Annotated in this window: 11 protein-coding genes; 9 read left to right on the forward strand and 2 right to left on the reverse strand. The window is 73.9% G+C overall.

The window, feature by feature from the left end:
- Positions 1-202: 202 nt before the first annotated feature.
- The 5 genes from ACFXGX_RS37165 (at position 203) to ACFXGX_RS37185 (ending at position 10,097) form a co-directional block, all read left to right on the forward strand.
- On the forward strand, positions 203-2,455 hold the full coding sequence (locus ACFXGX_RS37165; protein WP_384800846.1) for a CDP-glycerol glycerophosphotransferase family protein: 2,253 nt from the start codon (positions 203-205) through the stop codon (positions 2,453-2,455).
- 124 nt (positions 2,456-2,579) lie between these two features.
- Positions 2,580-4,739, forward strand: a complete 2,160-nt coding sequence (locus ACFXGX_RS37170; protein WP_384800849.1) for a CDP-glycerol glycerophosphotransferase family protein — start codon at positions 2,580-2,582, stop codon at positions 4,737-4,739.
- A 1-nt stretch (position 4,740) separates the two neighbouring features.
- The gene (locus ACFXGX_RS37175) at positions 4,741-6,951 is read left to right on the forward strand and encodes a CDP-glycerol glycerophosphotransferase family protein (protein WP_384800852.1); all 2,211 of its coding nucleotides are present in this window, start codon (positions 4,741-4,743) and stop codon (positions 6,949-6,951) included.
- Positions 6,952-7,088: 137 nt separating this feature from the next.
- On the forward strand, positions 7,089-8,345 hold the full coding sequence (locus ACFXGX_RS37180; protein ID WP_384800876.1) for a hypothetical protein: 1,257 nt from the start codon (positions 7,089-7,091) through the stop codon (positions 8,343-8,345).
- A gap of 84 nt (positions 8,346-8,429) precedes the next feature.
- Positions 8,430-10,097: a hypothetical protein gene (locus ACFXGX_RS37185; RefSeq protein WP_384800855.1), complete on the forward strand. Its 1,668-nt coding sequence runs from the start codon at positions 8,430-8,432 to the stop codon at positions 10,095-10,097.
- Positions 10,098-10,213: 116 nt separating this feature from the next.
- Here the strand turns inward: ACFXGX_RS37185 and ACFXGX_RS37190 are convergent, their stop codons facing one another.
- Complete coding sequence (locus tag ACFXGX_RS37190; protein WP_361681287.1) at positions 10,214-10,627, reverse strand: organic hydroperoxide resistance protein; 414 nt, start codon at positions 10,625-10,627, stop codon at positions 10,214-10,216.
- A gap of 125 nt (positions 10,628-10,752) precedes the next feature.
- Here ACFXGX_RS37190 and ACFXGX_RS37195 point away from each other — a divergent pair, with 125 nt between their 5' ends.
- Positions 10,753-11,250, forward strand: a complete 498-nt coding sequence (locus ACFXGX_RS37195) for a MarR family winged helix-turn-helix transcriptional regulator (protein WP_384800858.1) — start codon at positions 10,753-10,755, stop codon at positions 11,248-11,250.
- Here ACFXGX_RS37195 and ACFXGX_RS37200 read toward each other — a convergent pair.
- Positions 11,144-12,700: a hypothetical protein gene (locus ACFXGX_RS37200; RefSeq protein ID WP_384800861.1), complete on the reverse strand. Its 1,557-nt coding sequence runs from the start codon at positions 12,698-12,700 to the stop codon at positions 11,144-11,146. The two genes, ACFXGX_RS37195 and ACFXGX_RS37200, sit on opposite strands and share 107 nt — an antisense overlap.
- A gap of 272 nt (positions 12,701-12,972) precedes the next feature.
- Here ACFXGX_RS37200 and ACFXGX_RS37205 point away from each other — a divergent pair, with 272 nt between their 5' ends.
- The 3 genes from ACFXGX_RS37205 to galE all read left to right on the forward strand — a co-directional run bounded on the left by ACFXGX_RS37205 (position 12,973) and on the right by galE (position 17,002).
- Positions 12,973-14,253, forward strand: a complete 1,281-nt coding sequence (locus tag ACFXGX_RS37205; protein ID WP_384800864.1) for a glycosyltransferase 87 family protein — start codon at positions 12,973-12,975, stop codon at positions 14,251-14,253.
- 55 nt (positions 14,254-14,308) lie between these two features.
- On the forward strand, positions 14,309-15,904 hold the full coding sequence (locus ACFXGX_RS37210) for a glycosyltransferase family 2 protein (protein WP_384800867.1): 1,596 nt from the start codon (positions 14,309-14,311) through the stop codon (positions 15,902-15,904).
- Positions 15,905-16,021: 117 nt separating this feature from the next.
- Positions 16,022-17,002 (forward strand): UDP-glucose 4-epimerase GalE, encoded by a 981-nt coding sequence (gene galE / locus ACFXGX_RS37215; RefSeq protein WP_384800870.1) that lies wholly within the window; start codon positions 16,022-16,024, stop codon positions 17,000-17,002.
- Positions 17,003-17,092: the final 90 nt, after the last annotated feature.

Below are 17,092 nucleotides of genomic sequence, written 5' to 3' on the forward strand. Positions count from 1 at the left end.
GGGGTGGTGGGGGGGGGGTGTGGCGGGCGGGGGGGGGGGGGGGGGTGGGGGGGGGGGGGGGGGGGGGGGGGGGGGGCGGGCCCCCCCCCCCCCCCCCCCCTCGGCGTTCACCCGACGTCCCCCGGATGCCACATCTGGCGTAACCAAGTCACCCCTTCGGCCGTTCCCGGGCAGTATGCCCGCGCCGACCCATGGATGTCCCGTGCCCAGGTTCAGTGTCATCGTCCCCGTGTACAAGGTTCAGGCGTACCTGCACGAGTGCCTTGAATCCGTGCTCGAACAGTCCTGCCCGGATCTCGAACTCATCGCGGTCGACGACTGTTCACCCGACGCCTGCGGGGCGGTCATCGACGAGTTCGCGGCCCGCGACTCCCGGGTGCTCGCCGTGCACCTGCCCGAGAACGTGGGCCTCGGGCGCGCCCGCAACGCCGGTCTCGACCGGGCCACCGGCGACTACCTGATCTTCCTGGACAGCGACGACACGCTCACCCCGGACGCGCTGCGGGCCATCGCCGCCCGGCTGGAGGAGACGGGCGACCCGGACGTCCTGGTGTACGACTACGCGCGCACGTACTGGTCGGGCGAGGCCGTCCGGAACCAGGCCGCGGCGCAGCTCACCGAGGAGGGCCCGGCGCCGTTCCGGCTGGACGAACGGCCCGGACTGCTGCGGCTGCTGATGGTGGTGTGGAACAAGGCGTACCGCCGGGAGTTCGTCGAGCGCGCGGGCTTCCGGTTCCCGCCCGGCTACTACGAGGACACGCCCTGGACGTATCCGGCGCTGATGTCCGCCGAGACGATCGCGACCCTCGACCGGGTCTGTGTGCACTACCGCCAGCGGCGCCACGGCAGCATCCTCGGCACCAGCAGCCGTCAGCACTTCGACGTCTTCGAGCAGTACGACCGGGTCTTCGCGCATGTCGCCGCGCATCCGGAGCTGGACCGGTGGCGTCCGGTGCTGTTCCGGCGCATGATCGACCACTTCGCCACGGTGTTCGTGAAGCGGGGCCGGCTGCCGCGCGCTGCCCGGGCCGAGTTCCTGCGCAAGGCCCGTGCGCACTACCGCCGTTACCGCGTCCCGGGCGCGCCGGCCGGTCCGAGCACCCGGCTGCGCCACGCGCTGGTGGGCCTCGGCACGCATCGCACGTACCGTCTGCTGTCGTTCCTGTCGCGGGTCGGGAAGAGAGCCGTGCGGCCGGCCGCCGGACTGCGGCGCGCGGTGCGCGGTGCCGCGCTCCAGTTCCACTACCGCGTGCAGCTCCGTCTTCCGCTGCGCGCGGACCGTGCCGTCTTCTCCAGCTACTGGGGCCGGGGCCACGGCTGCAACCCGGGGGCCCTGGAGTCCGCGTTCCGCAGCTTCGCGCCGCACGTCCGCACCGCGTGGATCGCGCACGCCGAGCACCACCACACGATCCCGGACCGGACGCGGCGGCTGCGTCCGGGCACGGCGGCGTACTGGACGGCGCTCGCCCGCTCCAAGTACCTCGTGAACAACGTCAACTTCGACCGGCGGCTGGTCAAGCGGCCCGGCCAGATCATGATCCAGACGCAGCACGGGACCCCGCTCAAGCGGATGGGACTCGATCTCCAGGACCGCCCGGCCGCCGCGCGCGGCACCGACTTCGCCGAGCTGCTGCGCGGTGCCGACAAGTGGGACTACTGCCTGTCCGGCAACCGCCACTCCACGCTGGTCTGGGAGCGCGTCTTCCCCTCCTCGTACACCACGCTGGAGTACGGGCTGCCCCGCAACGACGTGTTCCAGCACGCGACGTCGGCGGACGTGGACCGGCTGCGCGCCTCGCTCGGCATCCCCGCCGGCACGGTCGCCGTGCTGTACGCGCCCACGTACCGCGACTACCGGCACAGCCCCCCGCGCACCCTGGACCTGGAGCGGGTGCTGCGCGAGCTGGGCCCGCGGTTCGTCGTGCTGGCCCGCGCCCATCACGCCTACGGGGCGCCGCTCACGGAGACGGCGGGCGGCCGGGTCATCGACGTGTCCGGCCATCCGAGTGTCGAGTCGCTGTGCCTCGCCTCGGACGCGCTGGTCACCGACTACTCGTCGCTGATGTTCGACTACGCGGTCCTGGACCGGCCGGTCGTCGTCCTCGCCGACGACTGGGAGGCGTACGAGGCGGCCCGCGGCACCTACTTCGACGTGCGCGCCTTCCCGCCGGGCGCCCTCGCGCGCGGAGAGGACGAGCTGATCGACGTCTTCGCGACCGGGCGGTGGCGCGCCCCGGAGTCGGCGCGGCTGCGGGCCGCGTTCCGCGAGCGGTTCTGCCCGTACGACGACGGGCGGGCCGGCGAACGGGTCGTACGGCACGTGGTGCTCGGCGAGAGCGCCGGACTGCCCCCGTTCGTCCCCCTCGCCGAACGCCGCCCGGTTCCTTCGGCCGAGCCGGCCCTGGCACGCGTCCCCGCTCCCGGGGTCGCCGTTCCGTTGACCGAGACCCTCTGAACCCGGAGTCCGCGTGCCGTCCAGTCCCTCGCGGCCGACGCCCACCCGGCCCGCCACCTGGCGGCCGGCCGGGCGCCCCGGGCGATGAATTCCCCGTCCGGCGCCCCTTGAGAGAAAGAGCAGAATGCCCCGCTTCAGTGTCATCGTGCCCACCTTCGAAGTCGCCGGGCACCTGGCCCGCGCGCTGGACTCGGTCCTGGCCCAGTCCTTCGGCGACTTCGAGCTGATCCCGGTCTGCGACGAGCCGGACTCCCCGACCGCGTCGGTCGCCGCCGCGTACGCGGACCGGGACTCCCGGGTGGTCCCGGTCCATTCGCCGCCGTCGGGCGGACTGAGCGCGGCGCGCAACACCGGGATCGCGGCGGCGAAGGGCGCGTACCTGATCTTCCTCGACGGCGACGACGAACTGGTGCCGGGCGCCCTGGACGCCCTGGACGCGGGTCTCCCGGCCGGCCTGGACGTCCTCTACTTCGGGCATCAGCGGGTGCACTGGTGGGAGGGCGAGCCGAACACGCCCCCGCTCGACAAGGCCCCTGAGGTCCTCGGCGTACACGTTCCGGCGTGGAGCGCCGTGTACCGCCGCGGCTTCGTCGCCGAGCACGAACTCGCCTTCCCCGAGGGGCATTTCACGGACACCGGCTGGGGCGGCCTGGTGACGGTGACGGCCGAGCGGCCCGCGGTGCTGCGCACGGTCTGTGTACGGCATCATCTGCGCCGCCAGGGCAGCCGGCTCAACGCGCCGGGCGAGCACCACTTCGACCTCCTCGACCAGGTCGAGCGGGTCCTCGTCCACGCCTCACGGCGGACCCTGCCCGCGGCCCGGTCGAAGGCGCTGTTCAGCCGGCTCTTCTCCCTGGTCCTGAAGGCGGCCGCGCACCCGGAGCGGGTACCCGCGCGGCGCCGCCGGGCCTTCTTCCGCCGGGCGGGCAAGCTCTACCGGCGGCACCGTCCGGCCGGGTTCCGGGCTCCGGCGGGCAGTCTCGGTGTCCAGCACCTGCTGCTCGCGGCGGGCGCGTACAGCGCGTTCCGCGCGCTGCGCGGCACGAACCGGGCCGTCTCCGGTGTGCTGCGCCGGGTACCCCGGGGGCGGACACTGCGCATCCGGGCGCGCTACGCCCTGCAGCTCCGCCGTCCCCTCGACGAGAACCTCGCGGTGTACTGCGCGTACTGGGGCCGGGGTTACGCCTGCAATCCGGCGGCGATCCACGCCAGGGCCCGTGAACTCGCCCCGCACATCCGGTCGGTGTTCCTGGTCGAGCCGGAGGCCGTCGACGCGCTGCCGAAGGACGTCGAGCACGCGGTGATCGGCAGCCGCCGCGCCTGGGAGGTGCTGGCCCGCGCCAAGTACCTGGTCAACAACGCCAACTTCGCGGACGGCGTGGTCAAACGCCCCGGCAGCGTGCATCTCCAGACCCAGCACGGCACACCGCTGAAGAAGATGGGTGTCGACCAGTCCACGTTCCCGGTGGTGGCCGCCGCGACCGGCAGCTTCACGAAACTGCTGGCCCGGGTGGACCGCTGGGACTACAACCTCTCCTCCAACCGGCACTCCACCCAGATGTGGGAACGCGCCTTCCCGGGCGGCTACGAGGCGCTGGAGTACGGCTATCCGCGCAACGACGTCTACTGCACGGCGACCGCCGAGGACGTGGCCCGGGTCCGCGAACGGCTCGGGGTGCCCGAGGGCCGGACGGCGCTGCTGTACGCGCCCACGCACCGCGACCACAGCACCGGCTTCGAGTCCCGGCTGGACCTGGAGGCCTTCTGCGAGGCGATCGGCGAGCAGTTCGTCGTCCTGCTGCGCGCCCACTACTTCTACGACGAGGGCCGTGGGCGCGGCAGCGGACGGATCATCGACGTGACCGGGCACCGGTCCTCCGAGGACGTCTGTCTGGCCGCCGACGCGCTGATCACGGACTACTCGTCGATCATGTTCGACTACGCCAACCTCGACCGCCCGGTCGTCGTGTACGCGGACGACTGGGAGGTCTACCGGGAGACCCGGGGCGTCTACTTCGACGTGCTGGAGGAGCCGCCGGGCCGGGTGGCGCGCACCCCGGACGAGCTGGCCGCGCTGTTCGCCGACGGCTCCTACGCGGATCCGGCCGCCGCCGCGCTGCGGGCCCGCTTCCGTGAGCGCTTCTGCCAGTTCGACGACGGCAGGGCCGCCGAGCGGGTGGTGCGCCGGGTGCTGCTGGGCGAGTCCCCCGAGACGATCCCGCCCGTCCTGCCGCTCGCCGAACGCGTCCCGGCTCCCGCCGCGTCCACCCTCGTAAGGAGCTGACGTGCCCCGCTTCAGCATCATCGTCCCCGTCTTCAAGGTGCAGGGCTTTCTGCGCGAGTGTCTCGACTCGGTCCTGGAGCAGTCGTACGCGGACGTCGAGGTCATCGCCGTCGACGACTGTTCCCCGGACGGCTGCGGCGCGATCCTCGACGAGTACGCGGCCCGCGATCCCCGGGTACGGGTGCTGCACCTGCCGGAGAACGTGGGGCTCGGCCGCGCCCGCAACGCCGGGATGCCGCTCGCCGGCGGCGACTACCTCTTCTTCCTCGACAGCGACGACACCCTCACACCGGGCGCGCTGCGCGCCGTCGCCGACCGCCTGGACGAGACGGCCGACCCGGATGTGCTGGTCTTCGACTACGCGCGCACCTATTGGTGGGGCGGCACCCGCAGGAACGTGCTCGCGCGGGTCCTCGCGGAGGCGGGACCCGGCACCTTCTCCGCGGCCGAACACCCGGAGATCCTCGATCTGTTGATGGTGGTGTGGAACAAGGTCTACCGCCGCGCGTTCGTGGAGCGGGAGGGCTTCGCCTTCCCGCCGGGGTACTACGAGGACACGCCCTGGACGTTCCCGGTGATGCTCAGCGCGGAGCGGATCGCGGCCCTGGACCGGATCTGTCTGGCCTACCGCCAGCGCAGGCAGGGCAACATCCTGTCCACCACCAGCCGCAAGCACTTCGACATCCACGACCAGTACGAGCGGGTCTTCGCGTTCGTCGGCTCCCGGCCGGAACTCGCGCACTGGCGCCCGTATCTGCACCGCAAGATGGGCGAGCACTGCCTCGACATCCTCTCCAAGGAGGACCGGCTGCCCGAGGGGGACAAGGCCGAGTTCTTCCGGCTGACGGCCGCGCTGTTCCGCAGGCACAAGAGTGGTCCCGTCCCGGCCGAACTGCGGCTCCTGGAGGGCGGTTTCACGCGCTACCGGGTACGGCGGCAGGCGGACCGCGCGGGCCGGGAACTGGGCCGGCGCGGACAGCAGGCCCGCCGGGCCGTCGCCGCGCGGGTCAAGCACGGCTGGTCCGCGGTGCACGGACACCGGCCGCTGGACCCGCATCTGGCGGTGTACTCGGCGTTCTCGCACCGGGGGGTGCTCGGCGATCCGGCCGCGGTGTACACCGCGGCGCGCGAACTCGCCCCGCACGTACGCGGGGTGTGGGTGGTGCGCGACGAGGAGCAGGCGGCGCTGCTGCCGCCGGACACCGAGCACGTCCTGCTCGACTCGCTCGCCTATCGCCGGATCACCGCGCGGGCCACGTACTTCGTGAACAACGTCAACTGGCCCGGCTCACTGGTCAAGCGGCCCGGCACCGTCCACGTCCACACCCACCAGGGCACCCCGCTCAAGTACATGGCCGCGGACCTGCTGCACAAGCCGGGCGCGCGGCACGGCGTCGACGTGCCGCAGATGCTGCGCCGCGCCGACCGCTGGGACTACAGCCTGGTCGCCAACCGGCACTCGGAGCTGGTCTGGGGCCGCGCCTACCCCTGTCACTTCACCTCGCTGCGCAGCGGCAGCCCCCGCAACGACGTCCTGGTGCGGGCCCGGCCCGGGGACGGGGAGGCGGCCCGCGCGCGCCTCGGGGTCCCGGCCGGGAACCGGGTGGTGCTGTACGCGCCGACGCGCCGCGATTACGTCCGCGGCGGGCATGCCGAGCGCCTCGACCTGGCCGCGTTCGCGGACGGCCTCGGCGCGGACCACACCCTGGTCGTACGGCTGCATCCCTCGCTCGCGGACGGTCCGGCGCGCGGGATGGGGCTGGCCGAGCTGCACCGGCGCGGTGTCGTGGTCGACGCGACCGACGAGCCCTGCGTCGAGGACGTGATGCTGGCCTCCGACGCCCTGGTGACCGACTACTCGGCCCTCATGTTCGACTACGCCAACCTCGACCGGCCGATCGTGCTCCTCGCCGACGACTGGGGCGCGTACGCGGCGAGCCGGGGCGCCTACTTCGACATCACGGCCGACGCGCCGGGGCATGTCGCCCTTTCACAGCGGGAGTTGGCGGAGCTGTTCGCGTCGGAGGCCTGGCGGGACGGGGAGTCGGATCGGCTGCGGGCCGGATTCCGGTCACGGTTCTGCGAGTTCGACGACGGCAGGGCCGCGGAGCGGGTGGTGCGCACGCTGATGCTCGGCGAGCGGCCCGTACCGCCGTCGACGACCGCCGCCCTGCCCGCCCAGGCGGGCCACGACGTCCTCGCGTCGTCATGAGCACCGCCTCGGACGGCCCCGCGACCGGCCCCGCGACAGGCGTGACGGGCGGCGTCTCGGGCGGCTCCGGTGGTGCGCCCGGAGCCGCGCGGTCCCGCCGGTTCCGGACGCGGGTCCCGCGTTCGGCCCGTGCCCGGGTGATCCTGATCGCCGTCGTCTTCGCCGTCCTCCAGCTCGCCAACGTCACCGACCGGGACACCCCCGACACCAAGAACTACCTGACGTACGCGCTGGATCTGAGCGGCTACGGCAAGCAGGAGGCCGCCGCGCTGACGATCGACTACGTGTGCGCGGGCAAGGCGTCCGTGGCCCGGCGCAACCAGGCCGTCGACGTGGTGCGCTTCCATCGCGCGAGCCCGACCCGGCGGGTCGTCGCCGAGTGCCGGCGCGAGCAGTGGCGGGGCCTGTCCGCGCGGCTGGCGGCCGGGCGGACGACGGGACACACCGTGCCGTTCATGCCGCCCCGCTTCATGCGGATCTTCGAGGCGCGGCCGGGGTATCCGGTGCTGCTGGTTCCCTTCGTCACGCTGCTGGGGGTGACCTGGGGCCTGTGGGCCTCGGCCGTCGTCGTGACGGTGGCCGGGGGCGTCCTCCTCTTCCTCCTCCTGCGCACCCTGGGCACCTCCACCGGCGCGGCCCTGACCGGGCAGGCCCTGTACTACGTCCTGCCGTGCGGTACGACGGCGATGCGCCCGATGACCGAGGGCCTGATGATGGCCGTGACCCTCGCGGCCCTGTGGGGCTGCGCGCTGGTCCTGGAGGGCCGCGCGCGGGCCGGGACCTGGCTGGTCGGCGGCTGCCTGGCGGTCCTGTTCACGGTGAAGCACTCGCAGGCGCTGTTCCTCGGGCTGTGCCTCGGCGCCTCCTGCGCGGTGCTCCTGGCGCGGCGGCGCCGGTGGGACGGGCCGCTGCGGACACTGGGCGTGGTGGCGGGCTGCGGCGTGCTGGCCACCGTGCTGCTCGCGAAGGTCCTGCACTACCCGTCCCAGTCGGAGAGCGTGCAGGATCTGCTCACGGGGCATTACGCGCGTCCCGACCGCGTCCATCCGTGGCCGGAGTTCCTCCATCTGGAGGCGGCCTTCTGGATCGAGTGGACGCGCCGCCAGTTGTGGGAGCCGCTGTTCCTCGCGGCCGTAGTGGCGGCCGGGTGGGGGGCGCTGCGCAGGCATCGGGCGTTCGCCGTGTTCCTGCTGGCGGCGGCGGGCACCGGGGTGCTCAACCAGGCCGCGCACCCCGACATCAACGTCTGGGGCGACCGGCTGATCGTGCTGCTGTGGCTGCTGCCGGCGGTGGGCCTGCCCCTGCTGCTCGACACGGTCGCCCGCCCGGGCACGCGGCTGCCCGGCGGGCTGGTTCCGGGGCCCAAAAGGAGGGAGTCCGAGGTCGCTCGATGAGGTGATCAAGGGCTAGGCCGCCGATCGCGGCGGGCATATAGGGCAGATGCCGGAAACCGCCGCTCCCTGTTCCCCCGCCGCCCGATGAGCGCCGACGTCGTCACCCGGCGGGAGGCCGTCCGCGGCGCGACGGCGCTGCGCGGCCGGGGCCGCCTGCGTCCGACGCCGTACCAGGTCTGGGGCGGCCTGTTCTGGCTGGTGCTGACGCTCGCGTACTGGCGGATCCCGCTGTGCTGCGACGCGGGCCAGCACGCGGCGGTCGTCGAACGTCTGCGGGCGGACCTGCTGCACCCGCGCCATCCGATGGCGGACCTGCCGGGCGCGGGCAGTCCGTACTACTCGCCGTACGCGGTGGCCCAGGGCGCCTTCGCCCGGCTGACCGGACTCGGCGGCTGGGCGGTGGTGCGGCTGTCGGGGCCCGTCAACCTGCTGGTGCTCCTGACCGGCATCGGCCGCTTCACCCGGGTGCTGACACCCCGTCGCGCGGCGCCGGTCCTGTGTCTGTTCGCGATGGTGCTGCTGTGGGGCACGGAGCGGGCCTGGTGGAGCGGCTACCTCGGGCTGATGTCGATGACCGGCAACCTGGGCTATCCCTCGACGTTCGCCATCGGACTGGCCTTCTGGGCCTGGGCGTTCACCGGCCGGCGCGCGGCGGGCACGGGCGGCCTCGTCCGGTTCGTCGGACCGGGCGGCCTGGGGAGCCGGTGGGGGTACGCGGCGCTCGGCGCCCTGTACGGACTGATCCTGCTCGTGCATCCGATCACGTCGATCGCGGCGGTGCTGGGCGGGGTGGCGTTCGTTGCGGCCCGGCAGCGCGGCCGGCGTCCGGCGGTGGTGTGCCGGTGGCTGCTCACGGGCGCGGTGGCGCTCCTCGTCGCGTACGCGTGGCCGTACTTCGACGTCTTCGCGCTGACCGGGGACCGCAGCGTGGACGCCATGCACGAGCAGTTGTACGACCGGATGCCCGGACACTTCTGGCTGGCGCTGACCGGGGTGCCCGCGCTGTGGCTGCGCGCCCGGCGCGCCCGGCGGAGCGAGGGGCACGGGTGGCGCGATCCGCTGGTGCTGATGTTCGCGCTGGAGTGCGCGGTGGTGGCGTACGGCTGGGCGAGCGGGCACTACACGTACGGCAGGATCCTCGGGCTCACGCTGGTGCCGCTGCAGTTCGCGCTCGGGGTGGAGCTGGCGGAGCCGCGGCCGTGGGGACCGTGGCGGCGGCTGCTGGGCGGGATCGCGGCCGCGGGCGCGCTGACCGGGTTCCTGACCGTGCAGGCCGGAGCGGTGGTGCCGCGATGGCTCGACCCCGTCGGCTTCGCCCAGCCGCCGCACTGGCCGACGTACGACTGGGCGGCCCGGTACATCCGGCCCGGCGAGGCGGTCATCGCGGACGGGTACTACTCGGTCCATCTACTCGCGGGCTACGGCCCGGATCTCGCGGCGCCCGCCTGGCCCGACCCGGCCCTCGCCGAGAGCGAGCGGCTGCGCCGGCTCGCGGCGGTGCGCGCCTATCTCGACCCGTCGTCGACCAGGGCCGAACGCATGGCCGTCGCCGACCGGTACCACGCCCGCTGGCTGCTGCTGACGCGCTGGCGGCCGGTGCCCGAGGAGGCGACGGTGGTGGCGTGGAGCCGGGAGACCGGGGAGGTGCTGGCCCGGATCGGACCGGGGCCCGGCACCCGCACCGGTGCGGCGGCCGGCGCAGGAGCCGGCGCGAAGGGCGATGCGGGTGCCGGTGCCGGGTCGCGTCCGTGACGTCGCGTCGTCCGCCCACAGGGCGGGCGAGGACGTCGCGGACACGACGTGAGGCCGGTGCGGCGGTCCGTGCCGCTCGATGACGGACCCTCCGGCACCGGCCCGCTCGGTGCCGGTTACTCGATGACGAGCTCGACCGGGATGTTGCCGCGGGTGGCGTTGGAGTAGGGGCAGACCTGGTGGGCCTGCTCGACCAGCTTGCGGCCGGTCTCCTCGTCCACGGTGTCGGGCAGCTCGACGCGGAGCGTGACGGCCAGGCCGAAGCCCTCGCCCTGCTTGCCGATGCCCACCTCGCCGGTCACGGCGGCCTGCGTGACGTCGACCTTCGCGGCGCGGCCGACCAGGCCGAGGGCGCTCGCGAAGCAGGCCGCGTACCCGGCGGCGAAGAGCTGCTCGGGGTTGGTGCCCTTGCCGCTGCCGCCCATCTCCACCGGAATGCCGAGCTCGAGGTCGAGCGTGCCGTCGGAGCTGACGGCACGGCCCTCGCGGCCGTGGGTGGCGGTGGCGACGGCGGTGTAGAGCGCGTCCATGGGGACCATCCCTCTCAGGTCGGAATCGTGGCGGGGGCCGCCGGTCCGGCAACCCCACGACCAGAATTAGAGCACGCAATTCAGTTGTGCACAACTTAATTGCTCGCTAGAGCTATCCTGAGGGCATGACCGCAACACCCGCCCCGAGCACCGGGTCCCCCGTGACAGGGGACTTCCTCCGCCTCGACGAGCAGATCTGCTTCTCGCTGAACGCCGCCTCGCGCGCCTTCGGCGGCGTCTACCGCGTCCTCCTGAAGGACCTCGGGCTCACCTACCCGCAGTACCTGGTCATGCTGGTGCTGTGGGAGCACGGCGAGCTGCCCGTGAAGAAGGTCGGCGAGCATCTGCGGCTCGACTCGGGGACCCTGTCGCCGCTGCTGAAGCGGCTGGAGGCGGCGGGTCTCGTACGGCGCGAGCGCAGCGCGCGCGACGAGCGGTCCGTGCGGGTGGCGCTCACCGAGGAGGGGTCCGCGCTGCGGGAGCGCGCGCTGGACGTGCCGCGCCGGATCGCGGCCGCTACCGGGGCGGACCTGGAGGAGATCCGAGAGCTCCGGGCCCGGCTGGACCGGCTGACGGTGGCACTGGACGAGGCAGCCCTGTCCGAGGCTCCGGGATGTACGTAGGCCGGCGCACGTAGAGGCGCAGCGTCACGCCTCGGCCCACGACCCGCTCCACGGACTCGAACCGCTCGTCGAGCACGGCGAGCTTGAGGCGCTCGGTCGCCTCCGCCGGGGACCAGGCCCGGCGCGTCGCGAAGGGCGCGGCGACCAGCCACACCCGGTCGAGCCGGTCGAGCCTGCGGCGCAGTTCGGCGGGGTCCGCCTCACGGCCGTACAGGGTTCCGGACGCGGGCGCGGGGACGCTCAGCGCGATGTCGCGGATCCCTCGGAAGCCCTTCGGGTACGCCAGGGCCGCGCGCCGTGCGAGGGACGGCAGGAACAGCACCGGGTCGCCGGGGCGCAGTGCGCGGTGGGCGACGGCGGAGACGGCGGCCAGGTCGTCGGGACGGCGGTCGGGGCTGCGGTCCGCGCGCAGCAGCGGGAGCTGGACGGCGAGGGCGAGGGCCACGGCGAGGACGCCGGTGGTGACGGCGTGGGGCAGCAGTCGCGGGAGTCTCGCCGTGAGGTGGTCGGCTCCGGCGGCCGCGAGCAGCGGGGCTCCGGCGAGGGCGTACAGGACGTAGCGCTCGTCGTAGAGCGGCCACCAGTGGGACACGGTCAGCAGCACCGCCGGGGGCACGGCCACCAGGGGCAGGGCGACGGCCGTGAGCGAGAGAGTGCCGCGCGGGGTCCGCTCGGGCCGGAACGCGAGGGCGGCGAGGACGAGGTACGGCACGATCACGAGCCGGGCCGGGCCGGTGAACAGCCCGAGCAGCCGCCTCGCGCTGGCGAGGCCGGTGCGCGGCAGCCAGGCGACCTGCGCGGACTGGCCGTGGGAGACCAGGAGGAGGGGCGCCAGCACCGAGGCCGTGGCCACGGCGGCGAGGGTCCAGGCCCGCCACACCCGCGCCGGTACGCGGGCGAGCGCCAGCGTCGTGGCGTGGGCGAGGAGCAGGAGCAGGGCCATTTCGTGCAGCAGGCAGGTGGCGGCGGCCGTCGCCCCGTAGGCGAACCAGGGGCCGGACCGGGTGGAGCGGGCGGCCCTGACCAGCAGCAGGGTCGCTCCGGCCGCCCCGGCCGCGACGAGCGCGTAGGAGCGGCCCTCCTGGGCGAAGTGGCCGGTCATGGGCGTGACGGCGTACAGCAGGCCCGCCCACAGGCCGACGCGCGGGCGGCCCAGCCGGACGCCGAGCGCGGCCACGAGCCCGGCGGTCGCGGCGGCGCCGCAGACGGAGGGCAGGCGCAGGGCGACCTCGCCGGGGTACGGGGCGAGGACGGGGTGCATGAGGAGGTAGTACAGGCCGTGCACGGCGTCCACGGAGTGCAGCAGGTGCCAGATCTGGGGCAGCGAGCGCTGGGCAACCTGGAAAGTGACCGCCTCGTCGCGCCACATGCCGCCGCGGTCGAGCCCCCACAGGCCGATCGCGAGCATGGCCAGGACAGGCACGAGGACGGACAGGACGGCGGCCGCCACGCGCCGGCGCCGGTCGGCCCGTGGCCGGGCCCGGCCACGGGGGGTCTGGCCACGGAGGGTCTGGCCACCGGGGACCCGGCCACGGGGGGCCTCGGTACGTCGGACATCCGGGGGCCGGGCCGTCGGGCACCTGGCCGCCGGATGCCTCGCCGTCGACAGCCTCATCCACGCATACACCATGGGGGCGATTTTTTGCTATTAACAACCTTTAGCCGGTATTGACAGCGTATTGAACAGCATGACCCATCCATGCGGCTTACGATCCGGGCTTGATGAGCCCCTTCCGGAACCACCGCACGCCAGGACGTGTCCGCGCCCTCGCCGCCGCCTGGCTCGCCACCCGCGCCCTGATGCTGTGGCTCCTCGCCCACGACCGGCTCGCCCCGCTCGGCGGGGGCGGGGTGTCGCGCGAGGTGGGCCATCTGTACTTCCACTGGTACGGCGTGCTGTCCCAGGGCGCGTTCCCGGCCGGCGACCGGCTGTGGCAGTACCCGCCGGGCGCTGGCCCGGTGCTGCTCGCGCCCGGGCTGCTGCCGGGACTGACGTACTTCACCGCGTTCGTGGCCTGCGCGCTCGCCGCCGACGCGGTGATCGCCGCCGCCCTCACCCGCGCCGGGCTGCGGCCCGGGCGCAGTCCGCGCGGCGCCTGGCTGTGGGTGCTCGGCCTGCCCCTGCTGCTGCACATCCCGCTCGCCCGGTACGACGTGCAGGTCACCGCCTTCGCCGTCGTCTCCCTGCTGGCGCTCTCGCGCCGCCCCCGCGTGTGCGGCGCGTTCGCCGCGATGGGGGCCCTGGTGAAGGTCTGGCCCGCGCTGGCGCTGATCGGGACCCCCCGGGGCCGGAGCACCCGCGAGGTGTGGGCCTCGGCGGCGGTCACCGCGGCCGCGCTGCTCGCCGTCCTCGTGGGCCTCTTCAGCGGCCCGTTCGACTTCCTGCGCCAGCAGAGCGGCCGGGGTGTCCAGATCGAGTCCCTCGGCGGCACGGTCCTGGGCTTCGCGCGCCACGCCGGCTGGCCGGGCACGGCCCGCTACCAGTACGGCGCGATGGAGTTCGTCGGCCCGTACACCGGCGCGGTCGCGGCCTGCTCGCTCGCCCTGACCGTCGCCGCGTTCGGGCTCGTGCTGCTGTGGCGGGTCCGCGCACGGCGCTGGACGACGGCCACCCCGTACGACGCGGCGCTCACGGCCGTCCTGCTGTTCACCGTGACCAGCCGGGTGATCAGCCCCCAGTACATGGTGTGGCTGCTGGGCCTCGCCGCCGTCTGCCTGACCTCGCGGCACACCACGCAGCGCCCGGTCGCCGCGCTGATCCTGGCGGCGACGGCGGTCAGTTCGGTGGTGTATCCGGGGCTGTACGGCGAGGTGGTGCACAGCACCTGGACGGGCTGTCTGCTGATGCTCGTACGCAACGGCCTGCTGGCGACGGCGGCGGGAGTGTCCTTCGTACGGCTGTGGCGGTCGGGCCTGCCCGGGGCCGCCCCGCGCCGCGGCGTGCCGGCCGGGCGGGAGCGCGGCACTCACCGGGTTCCCACCGGACTCCGAACGCGACAGTGACCGCCTCTTGACGGAGAATTACCCGCAATCCCTACGATTCCGGCCCGTGGATCACATGAACCCTCATCAGGCGAAGGTCAGCGTCGTCGTCATCGGGTACGACGACGCCGCCCATGTGGCGGACGCCGTGCGCTCGGCGCTCGCGCAGGGTCCCGCCGTGCGCGAGGTGATCGCCGTGGACGACCGCTCGACGGACGGCAGCGCCGCCCTCCTCGACACCCTCGCCGAAGGGGAGCCACGCCTGAGGGTGATCCACCGGCCGGTCAACAGCGGCGGCTGCGGTAGCCCGCGCAACGACGGGATCGACGCGGCCGGCGCCCCGTACCTGATGTTCCTGGACAGCGACGACGTCCTGCCGGCCGGCGCGGTGGACGCGCTGCTCGGGGCCGCGGAGGAACACCACGCCGAGGTCGCCGCCGGGCTCTGCGTGCGCCGGGAACTGCCCTCGGGCCGCGAGGTCCCCTGGGAACGCGCCCTCTACGCGCGGCGCGCCCTGATATCCCGCCCCTCGCTCCGCCTCCGCCTCGCCCACGACACCCTCTGCGTCAACAAGCTGTACCGCACCGGCTTCCTGCGCGAGCACGGCATCCGCTTCCCCGAAGGCCGCCACCCCTACGAGGACTTCGTGTTCACCGCGCGGGTGCTGGCCGCCGCGCCGCGCATCGCGCTCATCCCCGACACGGTCTACATCTGGCACGTACGACGCACCGCCGACCGCCTGTCCATCTCGCTCGACCGCGCCGGCATCGACAACTGGCGGGCCCGCACCGAGGCGAACCGGGAGGCGTACGAGATCCTCCTGGGCGCCGGGGAGAAGCGGCTCGCGCGGGCCGTGCGCGCCAAGTTCCTCGACCACGAACTGCGCATGTACACGCGCGAACTGGAACTGCGCGCCCCCGGCTACCGCACCGCCTGGTGGGACCACACACGGGCGTACCTGTCGACGTTCGACACCGACGACTTCGGCGTCAACCCCGCCGCCCCCGGCCGCCTCGTCGCCCGCGTGATCCTCGCCTGCCCCGCCCCGCGCGACCTGCCCCGCCTGAGGGAACTCGCGGCCCGCCCGGCCCGGCTGCTCCCGCCCTACACCCGCGACGGCGACGGCATGCCCGTGTGGTCCGCGGATCTCCCCGAGGTGACCCTGGAGCACTTCCTGGGCCGGCCCGCCCATCTCCTGCCCGCAGCCGTCGACGCGGAACTGCGCCCCCGGGCGCGGGGCACCCGGCTGCGGCTGCGCCTGCACGAGCTGTACGGGCGGATGGCCGAGGCGGGTCCCGCCTCGGTGGACGTGGCGTTCGTCCACCGGGAGGAGGGGCGGGTGGGCCTGAGCGGACGGGCGGCCCTGGTGGCCGACCGTCACGGCGACTCCTGGTGCGCGGAGACCCCGGTGGAGCTGTCGGCGCTGGGCGCGGGCGTCTGGGATCTGCGCCTGGCCGTGCGCTTTCACGACGGTACGAGCCGGGAGGTGTCGGCGCACGCGCTCGGCGGCCCGGGTCTGCTGCGCCGACGCGCGGTCGCCGACGCTCACCACGGTGTTCTCCTCGTACAGCCCTACCGGACGCACGCGGGGGCACTGGGGCTGCGGACGGCGTCCGGCCTGCGGGGCATGACCGGAGTGGTGTCCCGCAGACTCCGCCGCCTGCTTCACTGATACGCGGACGCGGAGACGCGAGGCGCGGACGCGGACACCGTCACGCGCGCCCGCCCTCCCCGGCCGCAGGCACGACGTCCGGCACCACGGACTCACTCACGAGGGGAACGGCCGCACATGACCTGGCTGATCACCGGCGGCGCCGGCTACATCGGAGCGCACGTCGTCCGCGCGCTGCGCGAGGCGGGCGAACAGGCCGTGGTCTACGACGACCTGTCCACGGGGTTCGCGGAGCGGGTGCCGTCGGACGTTCCGCTGGTCGTCGGCTCGACCCTGGACGGCGACCTGCTGGCCCGGACGCTCACCGGGCACTCCGTCACCGGTGTCGTCCACCTGGCGGCGAAGAAGCAGGTCGGCGAGTCCGTGGACCTGCCCCTGCACTACTACCGGGAGAACGTCGAGGGCCTGCGTGTCCTGCTGGAGGCCGTGACCGCGGCCTCCGTGACGGCGTTCGTCTTCTCGTCCTCGGCCGCGGTGTACGGCATGCCGGACGTGGACCTGGTGACGGAGGAGACACCGTGCGCGCCGATGAGCCCGTACGGCGAGACGAAGCTGGCGGGCGAGTGGCTGGTGCGCGCGACCGGCCGCGCGACGGGTCTGTCCACGGCCTGTCTGCGCTACTTCAACGTGGCGGGCGCGGCGACCCCGGAGCTGGCCGACGTGGGCGTCTTCAACCTCGTCCCCATGGTCTTCGAGAAGCTGACGGACGACGCCGCGCCGCGCGTCTTCGGCGACGACTACCCGACGCCGGACGGCACCTGCGTGCGCGACTACATCCACGTGGTCGACCTGGCCGAGGCGCACGTGGCCGCGGCCCGCGCCCTGACGGCCTCCCCCGGGGCCTCCCTGACCCTCAACATCGGCCGCGGCGAGGGGGTTTCGGTGCGCGAGATGATCGACCGCATCAACGCGCTCACCGGGTACGACCGGCCCCCGGTCACCACCCCGCGCCGCCCCGGCGACCCGGCCCGCGTCGTCGCCTCCGCCGACCGCATCGCCGACGAACTGGGCTGGAAGGCCCGCTACGACGTGGAGGACATGATCACCTCGGCCTGGTCGGGCTGGCTCCGCCACCACCCGGACGCGAGCCGGAGCTAGGTCGTGTCCGCAAAGTCGCGTCGTCCGCCCGGAGGGCGGGCCCGGCGGCGTCATGGGGGTCCCCCCTGCTCGAGCGGAGCCGAGAGCTCG

The sequence above is a fragment of the Streptomyces sp. NPDC059371 genome, from assembly GCF_042751995.1.
GTDB lineage: Bacteria > Actinomycetota > Actinomycetes > Streptomycetales > Streptomycetaceae > Streptomyces.